Below are 7,057 nucleotides of genomic sequence, written 5' to 3' on the forward strand. Positions count from 1 at the left end.
AATGAGCAAAATCAACCATCCCATCGAACAAGAAGAATTGATGGCCTATCTGGACGGGGAACTCCCCCCCGATCGAATGGCTGCCGCCGCGGTCCATCTGGAGCAGTGCCGGGAGTGTCAGGGGGTCGCGGCCGATCTCCAAGCGGTTTCCCGAAGACTCATGGATTGGCAGGTGGGAAAGGCAGGCCCGAGCAACATGCCGGATCTCGTGGCAGCGCTGGAAGTATTCGATCGAAAGAAGGGAACTCGCAACACCCCTGTCCGAGTGGCCTGGCTCGAGAAGCTGGATCCCTTCCGGTGGCCTCGATGGGTGTGGGGCCTTGCCGGCGCCGGGCTGATGGTGATCCTCTTTTCGATGCCGAGAATGGTCCTGTACCGGAAGGCTCTGCCGGAGACGCCTGTCAAGGGCGCACTTCAGGACAGTATTCAAACGGATGGAACACTTCAATCGTCAGGAGAGCAAGGGAGGGCTGGAACCGGCGTCGCGGGAAACCTCCCGATGGCTGATCGGTATTCAAGTTTCGGAAGCAAGGGTGATGCGACGTCCATCAATGGAGCACCTCAACAGCTCGCGCAAAAGCCGGTTGATTCGTTGACGATCCCCGGTCCCCTGATTGTGCGCACCGCCAGGATTACGTTGACGACCCGGGATTTCGACAAGGTGCGCACCGGCCTTGAGGAAATTCTGAAGCGGCACCGGGGCCATATCGGGGAGCTGAGCGTCAGCAGCCCCGCCGGCGCGGCCCGCACACTCGCCGCCACCTTGCGAATGCCCGCAGATCAAATGGAGGCGACGATGGCGGAGCTAGGAAATCTGGGCCGGGTCGAATCGGAGTCGCAAGGTGGAGAGGAAGTGACGCAAGAATACGTGGACCTGGAGGCGCGGCTTTCCAACGCCCGAAACACCGAAAGGCGTCTGACCGATCTGCTTCGCCAGCGTACCGGGAAACTGTCGGATGTCCTCGAAGCGGAAGAAGCGATCGCCCGCGTTCGAGGCGAAATTGAACGCATGGCGGCTGAGAAGGAGAGACTGACAAAGCGCGTGGACTTCGCGACATTGATTGTGAACGTGAACGAAGACTACAAGGCTCAGCTTCAGACCATGCCTGCGTCCTCACTCACTCAACTTCACAACGCTGCCGTGGACGGGTACCGGTTCATGATCGGAGGCCTGTTCAGTGTGGTTTTAGGCGTGGTTTCCTATGGACCCAGCTTCATCCTCTGGGGCGCTATCCTGTTCATTCCATCCCGCATATTATGGAAAAGATTCCGTCGCAATCGTGCTGAGTAGCTCCTCTCGAGTAGCGCGGACATCCTCACTCAGCGATGTATGCGAGAGGGTTCAGCAACACTCGTAGCCAACTGTTTCCCATGGAAGTTCGACCATAACGGTTGGGGTCAGAGCTCCCAAATCTGCAATTGTCCGTCGAGGACCCTCAACTCTTAGGCAAATTGGCCATGTCTGATTTCGTAAAGTCACTTCACCGCACTCAATATTTTGTTTTCGGTGTCACCACCGAGCCAGCAATTCATAGCGACGTGAGGAAGGTCGAATTGGTACCTCCAACCACGTCCATTTGTTAGTCGATGACCGGGAAGAAGGGGAGGTCATTCCGGCGTCGATGCAATCCGCCCCGGCGGATGGCCGGACGGGTCGGCCAGGAGTACAATCGGCGGAAGGGCCCGGGCGGCGCGGGTGCCGCAGGCATGCGTCTCTTGCATGCCTGCGAGCGGTCCATGATGCCGCTAACCCCCCGGCGAGACAACCCGCAGATCCGACTTAGAACCACACCCACAGATGGTCTTCAGGACTCTGGCAGACGCAGGCATGCAAAAGACGCATGCCTGCGGCACCCGCTTGGAATTTTGGGTTAATGATCGGGAATGATCTAATGATTGGGGCCGTATCTTTGCAATCTACAATTGGGATTTAGCCTTGCGAAAGATGTCGGTAAGTACTGGCCCTTCCCCATTTCTTCTTCGAATTGAGGGACGGTGCCGGAGACGATGACATGGTCTGACCCGCCCGCGGGAAAACGACATTGGATCAATGGATGTATGACCTCATTGTCTTCTCGGCCGCACGGGGCGAAATCACCAGCTTACGGAAGCGCCCCGCATTGTCGAAGATTCATATCGCATTGAGAATTCGTCGGGGCTATCCTATCAAGGTGTCGTAAGGAGGCTCCCGGCGGTTTCAGGGATGCCAAGAGGCTTTATCCCCGAGTTCCCTCGTCTCAATTCCAATGTTTTTCACAGGGAGTTTTTAAGTGATTTGTATTGTGAAACCGCTCACAAGGATCTTGGCTTACACAAAGGAGACCCAAGAGGGGACACAGGCCCATCCGGGTCTGAAGAAATCTTCTCAGCTTTTACATGCCCGGTTTGCGAAGACAATGGGTCCTCCAGAGACTAAACATCAAGCGGCACTGATTCACTAAGCACTTGTTGTGGGAGGCAGAAATCAAAGATACAGTATTCCCTGTTTTCCAGCGACACCGTAAGTTCGCAGGTTAGCTATTAAAGAAATCTTTTTGCAGATTCGTGCCTCACCCCCTTCTTACTATCAGCATAGGTCGCACGAATGTCCGATTGTCCGTCCTTGATCCACGACTTCACTGATCTTCTGATCACCTTTGGAGGAATTTATGAACCGGTCGCTGTCATTCCTTGGTCTGATTCTTTTGTGCGTGTTGCTGTGCTACTGTCCGAGCCTGGTATTCGCCATTCAGGACACAAAGGCACCCACCTTGAGTGCCTTCGATTTCATGGAAAAGACCATTAACACCGGCAGTGGATCTGCGACGGTCACAGTCAACTTCACAGCAACGGATATAACAGCGGACACGACAGACTTTGAAAGTGGAGTGAAAACGTTCCAAGTGGTGTTCAGAAGCCCTCATGGTCAGTTCGCCACTCGAATAGTCGATCTACCAGCACCCCAGGCTACATGGGAGGGAACTGCCATTGTCACTTTTCCACAGTTTGGGGAGACCGGGACGTGGGTGGTAGATCTTGTTCAGACCGCAGACCAAGCCGGAAATTGGGGAAGGATAAATGGTCCAGCACTCAACGGAGCAGGTTTTCCAGAGTTCCTTGAAGTGACGGGAAACCCGGACTTAACACCGCCTACGCTAGAAGCTTTGAGCTTTGATCCTGCCTTAATCAACACAGGTTCAAGCCCGACGACGGTTAGCGTAAATTTCTCCACGAAAGACGACAAGAGCGGCATCACGAGTGTCGGAGCGGCATTCAAGAGCCCTTCAGGCCAACAGATCATTTCGGATTTTGTTGAAGGGGATCCAAAACTTGTTTGGGCCGGTTCCGTTGTACTAACCTTTCCCCAGTTCAGTGAAAACGGGAATTGGATCATAGATCGGATCACGCTCGTGGATAAGGTCGGGAATACGGTTGCTTTCCTTGCCGGTCAACTCTCCTCCTTAGGATTTCCAACTGTGATCAATATAACAGGCCAGCAGGATGTGGCAGCCCCAACACTCACCGCGCTTACTCTTACCCCCACCACCATCAACACGGCGCTGGCTCCGGCGACGGTGGATGCGAACGTGTCAGGCAGTGACAATCAGAGCGGTATCAGCATCATTTGGCTGTATCTCCAGAACCCCTCAGGGACCGGTGGATTTGCCGTGCCGAAGCAAATTAACCCTCCTCAAACCACCTGGTCCGGGGTCATCACGGTCAACTTCCCGCAATTCAGTCCCACCGGAACCTGGACCCTGTCAGATTTAGAGCTGGTTGACGCGGCCGGGAATCATCAATTTATATCTGCACAACAACTTGCCGCCTCCGGTTTTCCGACCCAACTGATTGTGCAAGGCACAGTCAACTCTGCGACCGGTTTAACTTCATCGACGGATTCCAGTGTGTATGGACAGGCGGTGACATTGACTGCCGATGTCAGCTCCACGGTATCCGGGGCCCCAATTCCTACGGGGACAGTCACCTTCATGGAAGGCTCAACTTCGCTCGGTACCGCATCACTTATAGGTGGGGTTGCGAGGTACACCACCTCGTCACTCCCGGCAGGTTCTCACGGGATTACTGCAACCTACAATGGCGACAGCAATTTCAATCCCGGGACATCAATTGAAATAACACAAACTGTCCAGAGGGCCACGCTGACCGTGACAGCCGACAACAAGTCCATGCCCCCGGGTGGCCCACTCCCGACATTAACGGCAGTGCTGAGCGGCTTTGCGAATGGAGAATCCTCCAGCGTGGTCAGTGGAAGTGCCAGCCTGAGCACGACCGCAACCGCGAGCAGTCCATATGGAACCTATCCGATCACAGTGACTGTGGGGACCCTTTCGGCGGCGAATTACACCTTCACCTTTGTCAATGGGGTACTGACCGTCATGGAGGAGGCGGATCTTGGGGTGACTCTCCAGGGGCCATCTAAGACAGTGCAAGTGAATACCAATGCGACGTTCACCATCACGGTCACGAATACCGGTAAGAATTCGGCTACCGGCGTGGTAGTGACCGACGTCTTACCATCGAGCTTGACATACTTTTCGAAGGTGGGATCGCCCGAATGGACGTGCAACGCTACCCCCACGGGTACGGTGAATTGCCTCAAGGGAGTACCCATTACAGTAGATGAAACAGTTTCATTAACCCTGCTGGTGACAGTGAACTGCGGCGCCGCAGATGGGACACAAATCAGCACTGATGTCTCCGTGAGTTTCCCGGGAATAGATCCCGCCTTGGGAAACAACACAAACAGTGCCGTATTGGTGGTCTCGAACCCGGCGGCGGATATCACCCCGGCGGTCGCAGCTTTCCGTTCGCGCGGAGGGGCCGGGAGTATCGCGTCGTCGTCAGCCACCACTTGTCCTTTGACGGCGGTCAGCAACTCCGATTTCCTGACCATCACCGCCACCCGTGGAGGACAGGCGGGCGGCACCGTGGACTACCAGGTCTCGCCGAATGCTGGAACCACGCCGCGCACCGGGACGCTGTCGATTGCCGGCCGGACTTTCTCGGTGACCCAATCGGCCGCGACCCCGGAGAACAGTCAGGCCGCAGCCTCATTGGACTCCGGAGGCTCAAGTGGATTCTCAACCCCCGGAACAAACGACACCGTCGAAGCCGGCGCGGCAGAGGTGACTCCGAGCGCTGGAAAGAGCAGTGCCGAACGGGTGGCGCAGCTGAATCAGGTATGGGGCACAGCCGTGTTCAGTTTGAAACAAAACAATACGGTGGTCAGTGAAGCGGGCGTGCCTGCTTCTCCGGCAACGACCGCGGCTCGAATCTTCATCGACTACCGGAGCGGTGTCCCGACAAAAAGTGCGGCATTAGAAATTGGAACGATAAGCGTCAATACCGGGATTGGAATCGTGAACAAGGGGAGTAATGCCGCACACCTGACCTTCATCCTGCGAGACGAACGTGGAGCCGTGGTTGAGGTGGGGCATGGAACACTGCCTGTGGGCAATCACCGGGCAGTCTTTATCGACCAGCTCTCCCAGTTGGCGCCTGACTTTACGATACCAGTCGGCTTTGCCTCCACGGGCGCCGGGACGCTCCAAATCCAGAGCGACCAGCCGGTATCGGTGGTGGCGTTGAGGCTGACTACGAACCAACGAGGGGAGACCTTGATGACCAGCCTGCCGGTGGCGGATGAAACCAGGACGCTCCCCGGCACGACAATCTACTATCCCCAGGTGGCCGACGGGGGCGGTTATCAGACCGAATTCGTTTTGATGAACCCCGCCGGCATTTCGCAAACCGGCCAGATCCGATTCTACACGGATGAGGGGGCCCCCTTGACGGTTCACCGGGCAGGCGACGCGGGAGTCGGCGCAGCGATCTTTAATTACAGCATTCTGCCGGGCGGATGTTTCCTGTTCCGAACAGACGGAGTACCCACCTCGGTCCACACCGGCTCGGCGCAGGTATTGCCGGATAGCGGGACATCGGCCCCGGTGGGAGTGGGCTTGTTCAGCTACTCACTTGCGGGGACGCTCTTCGGTTCCGGAATTCTGGTCACGGAGTCGGGGATTCCTTCGGCCCAACCGACCACCCATGCGTTGGTCTACGTGGATCAATCCAAGGATCATTTGACGGGGCTGGCACTGGCCGCCGTGGATGGGTCCGCGGTGCGCGTGACGCTGAAGGTTCTTCAAGGCGACGGAACACAAGTAGTAGGAACGGGGAGCGTGGATCTGGCCGGCAACGGGCACACCGCCCGATTTGTCAATGAACTCATCCCGGGATTGCCTGAAAATTTCGTAGGGGTATTGGATTTGACGGCGCCTACACCCTTTGCAGCCCTGACGTTGCGGGGACTGTCGAACACGCGAGGTGATTTCCTGCTGACCACTTTCCCAGTGGCGGACTTCAACCAGCCATCGCCGACCCCGATTGTCTTCCCTCAGATTGCCGACGGCGGCGGGTACCAGACGGAGATCATCTTGTTAAACACCAGCGGGCTGCCTGTAAACCTCAAGATCTCCTTCTTCGGAGAGGACGGCCTGCCCCTGGACGTGGCCAAATAAGGATCATCCGGGTGCCGCAGGCATGTGCTCCTTGCATGCCTGCGCCTTGATCCCGAGCCTATCACGTTCTGGGGGTCTACCTTTGCAGATGAAGCCGAGGCGGACGAAGGGCCCCCGGTCCTCACCGTCGCAGACATGCACAAGACGCATATCTGCAGCACCCCCATCCTGGAAAATAATCGTGAGGGTGCCTGCGCCTTGATCCCGAGCCTATCACGTTCTGGGGGTCTACCCTTGCAGATGAAGCCGAGGCGGACGAAGGGCCCCCCAGTCCTCACCGTCGCAGACATGCACAAGACGCATATCTGCGGCACCCCCATCCTGGAAAATAATCGTGAGGGTGCAGCGGGCATGCGCTCTTTGCATGCCTGCGCATCGGTCCCGAGCCTATCGGGTCCCGAGGGTCTACGATTGCAGATGAAGCTGAGGCGGACGAAGAGCCCTCCAGACCTCACCGTCGCAGACATGCACAAGACGCATATCTGCGGCACCCCCGTCCTGGAAAATAATCGTGAGGGTGCCGCGGGCATGCGCTC

Annotated in this window: 3 protein-coding genes; all 3 read left to right on the forward strand. The window is 56.9% G+C overall.

The features are described from left to right. Nucleotide 1: 1 nt before the first annotated feature. Nucleotides 2-1,291: a DUF4349 domain-containing protein gene (locus LAO21_08660; GenBank protein MBZ5552775.1), complete on the forward strand. Its 1,290-nt coding sequence runs from the start codon at nt 2-4 to the stop codon at nt 1,289-1,291. A gap of 1,357 nt (nt 1,292-2,648) precedes the next feature. Then, nucleotides 2,649-6,521, forward strand: coding sequence for an Ig-like domain repeat protein (locus LAO21_08665; GenBank protein MBZ5552776.1), 3,873 nt, complete (start codon nt 2,649-2,651; stop codon nt 6,519-6,521). 288 nt (nt 6,522-6,809) lie between these two features. Next, a partial coding sequence (locus tag LAO21_08670; protein ID MBZ5552777.1) for a hypothetical protein occupies nt 6,810-7,057 on the forward strand: 248 nt, incomplete at its 3' end.

It is taken from the genome of Terriglobia bacterium (assembly GCA_020073085.1).
Lineage (GTDB): Bacteria > Acidobacteriota > Terriglobia > JAIQFV01 > JAIQFV01 > JAIQFV01.

Excerpts from the sequence above, each read along its gene's own strand:
- LAO21_08660 (MBZ5552775.1), top strand. The coding sequence starts at position 2 with ATGAGCAAAATCAACCATCCCATCGAACAAGAAGAATTGATGGCCTAT.
- LAO21_08665 (MBZ5552776.1), top strand. The coding sequence starts at position 2,649 with ATGAACCGGTCGCTGTCATTCCTTGGTCTGATTCTTTTGTGCGTGTTG.